Source organism: Chengkuizengella axinellae, from assembly GCF_030730905.1.
Lineage (GTDB): Bacteria > Bacillota > Bacilli > Paenibacillales > KCTC-33759 > Chengkuizengella > Chengkuizengella axinellae.
Genome location: NZ_JAVAMP010000034.1, coordinates 1 through 3,073 on the forward strand (window position 1 = coordinate 1; position 3,073 = coordinate 3,073).

Annotated in this window: 3 protein-coding genes; all 3 read right to left on the reverse strand. The window is 31.8% G+C overall.

All coding sequences use genetic code 11. From position 1 onward, the window contains the following. Positions 1 to 60: 60 nt before the first annotated feature. A complete protein-coding gene (locus tag Q5Y73_RS24455) occupies positions 61 to 426 on the reverse strand; it encodes a hypothetical protein (RefSeq protein ID WP_305994539.1) in 366 nt (121 codons plus the stop codon). Between the two features lie 188 nt (positions 427 to 614). Beyond that, on the reverse strand, positions 615 to 1,811 hold the full coding sequence (locus Q5Y73_RS24460) for a DUF4085 family protein (RefSeq protein WP_305994540.1): 1,197 nt from the start codon (positions 1,809 to 1,811) through the stop codon (positions 615 to 617). A 334-nt stretch (positions 1,812 to 2,145) separates the two neighbouring features. Beyond that, positions 2,146 to 2,832 carry a hypothetical protein gene (locus Q5Y73_RS24465; protein ID WP_305994541.1) on the reverse strand — a complete coding sequence of 229 codons (687 nt, stop codon included), beginning with the start codon at positions 2,830 to 2,832 and terminating at the stop codon, positions 2,146 to 2,148. Between the last annotated feature and the right edge of the window lie 241 nt (positions 2,833 to 3,073).

Here is a 3,073-nt window from a genome sequence, read left to right on the forward strand (position 1 = left end):
TTGCTTAATAAGCAAGAATCGATCACCTTTATGCAGTAATTGCCTCTTTAATTTAAGATTTCATTTATAAACATTCTCTTCAAAGAATGATTTTGCTTTTTTCAAGTCTGATGATTGAAATATATTCTCTTCAGCGTCCACAAAAATAATATGAGGAGTATTTTGGATTTCCTCTCCATATAATTCGTTAAATTCTTCCCGACTATCAAAAACTAATAAGGACATTTTATGTGGTTTGGTAGGATTCATGAAGTCAGGTAATTCACTTTGGTAATTTGCACTATTATCATGTATATAAAAAATTGTAAAATATCCTTTATCAGGTACATCTGATTTTTCTGGAAAAGAAATCGTATTAATATTGAAATAGTAACTACCTAACAAAAAAATAATAATAAAAAGCAAGTAAATTCGATTAGTTCTCAATAGAATATCACACTTTCTTAGCATTTATTAATGCTATTATCCTTTTACTTTAAGGGTGCTTCTCTATTAGAGCAAAACATCCTTTAATCCAATAACTATCTAGTCTATCCAATCTTAAAGTTCTTCAATAAAGCAATTAGTACTTTAAATACGTTTCTTCACAATCTCTTATGCTATTAAATAAAGCGTTAATCAATTACCGTACGATACTTTTCGATGACCGCTTTTGACAAAATCCCTGCCTTATAAAAATGATTCACAAAAACACTTACCATCATTTCATTTTCTTCCGTAATCTTCATTTTCCCTAATACATGATTGATAATATCTGTGAGCTCTTCAGGATTTGCGTGCATAGTATTCCATGCACGAACTTTCAATTTTATTTCATTACTCAATGCTGCTTCTACAAGTTGCTCTGTTGGTACAGGTTCACTAAAATGTGCATACGGGTCTTCATATACGTTCGTGTAAATAAACTTTATTGGATTGTACTCATCTAACTCATACATATAGCTTTCATTCCCAACTGTAACAACCATTCTATTTTGTTTAAATTCAATTTTTCCGTTTTCTAATATCAAATCTCTTGAAAAGGATTTAATAGAACACTTTACATCTGGTGTAATTAACCAATATTTATATTCTGGATTTAACTTTGCAACGTAATCTGCAAATGATGTCTCTTCAATTTTATTCTCATCTCTCAAGGTTGTATATACAATAGGGCGATAAAAATACTGAGCATCCATTTCCTTCATTGCAATTGTCCACTCAGCATCAGGACATTCAAACAACACGCGGAAAGCAAATCCATCATCTGTTTTCTTTAGCTCTTTGTAAACTAACCATTGTCCAACTTGGATTGGTTCATCAGTTTCTTCAGATATGACATTTCGAAAAATAAAATGCACAAACGATTTGGATGAAAATCCACCCTCTGTATTAATATATAGATGAAGTGTATTACCCTCTCGATCAATTCTTTCGATTGTGGAATCATGCAAACTTTCACCAAAGACCTCTTGAGCTGTAGTTGGTAAATATGTAATGGCTCTCTTTGTCTGTTCATATGCAGCATCTAAAATTTGTTCAAATTCCTTGTGCCTTTCTCGAGTCCATTGTAAATAATCTTCACGTACTTGTTTAGGTAATGTCGGTTGATTTAATGTACTATTTTCTATATATGGAATGAAACGGCTAGGTAAGACGTGTAGTAATTCGTCTTTTACTTCTTCAAGTTCTGCTTTTAAACGCTCAGTGAGATTCTCACCTTCTTTTTTTGCTTCTTCAAGTGCAATTTCCCAATCCTGGTCACATTCCTGAATTGGTAGTAGATTAGATTTTAAAAATCTTTCTTTAACCTTTTTTGATAAATTCCACATAACATCACCCCAGGTAGTTAATATAATTGTCTGTTTTATTATAGTTCTTTCGTTTTTTAGAAATCTATACCTATACGAATATGTTGGATTAATGTTTCAAACTACTACTTTGTATGTAGAAATAACGATTGTTTTATTTACCAACCTCAACCTAAAATTAGTGAATTCCAGTGTCTCGTTACTCAGCAATCTGGCCCCATTCATAAAGAAAGACGCTTCTCTTAGTGAAAAGCGCCAGTTGAATAACATTCTATAACTTACTGATACTTATTTCGTCCTGTTAATTAAGTTTATTAAATCAGCTTTTCTGTTTATTATTTCGATTACTTTTGCACTACTTTTCAATAAAAGTAACAGATTCAGCTTTATATATTCTTCCATCCCAACTATACTTTACTTTTAGATTACCTATTTGTGCCCCAGGGATAGTAACAATCGTTGAGCCATAAAGAATGCCATCCTTTGGTTGATAATCTTCTATTGATCCTACTCCAGGTGTATCAATAGGAGGATAGTAACCATATTGTGAATATTCCACTATATATTTCTTTTCATCAATTGATATAGTAATTTCATTACCTTCTCGTTTCATTTTTACCAGGCGTTTAACAGCATCATTAATGGATTCAACTGCAACCTCTTCATATCTCCTATAAGGGTCTCGCACTTGATTTAATACATGAATTTCTTTAGTGGATATACCAGTCCCTGCACCGGAGATGAGCACAACGATAATATCTTTTAATTCATCACCATTTATGTCTTCATAATATAATCTAGGTGAAAACTTTGAATTGTACCAGCTTGGAAAATGATATAATTGTTCGTGCCCACCACCATCACCAATTTGGACAGTAAAATTATGATAAGCCATACTATCTTTTTTATCAGCTATTAAGAATATATTGTGATACCATACATCAGAAATGATGTACCCTACAACTGCTCTCTCATCTGCATATACTTTTCCTGTATGGAAAACTAAAATCATTATAAATAACCCTATAAAAAACTTCTTCATTGTTTTCACTCCTTATTATTATAATTTGCCAATAAGAAGTGAATGATGTGCTCTTATACGAAATAATACTAAATTTATTTCCCCCAAATTATCCTGCCTAAATCTGGGATGAAGAAAAGGATCATCATAACCTGATCTCAACCTAATTGTGTATATGCTGCTAGTTCATTATATTTGGATTATAACTTTAAAATATGACCCTAAAATCTAAAAGGCGCCATTCTTTAAGATTGGCGCCATA

Excerpts from the sequence above, each read along its gene's own strand:
- Q5Y73_RS24460 (WP_305994540.1), bottom strand. The coding sequence starts at position 1,811 with ATGTGGAATTTATCAAAAAAGGTTAAAGAAAGATTTTTAAAATCTAAT.
- Q5Y73_RS24465 (WP_305994541.1), bottom strand. The coding sequence starts at position 2,832 with ATGAAGAAGTTTTTTATAGGGTTATTTATAATGATTTTAGTTTTCCAT.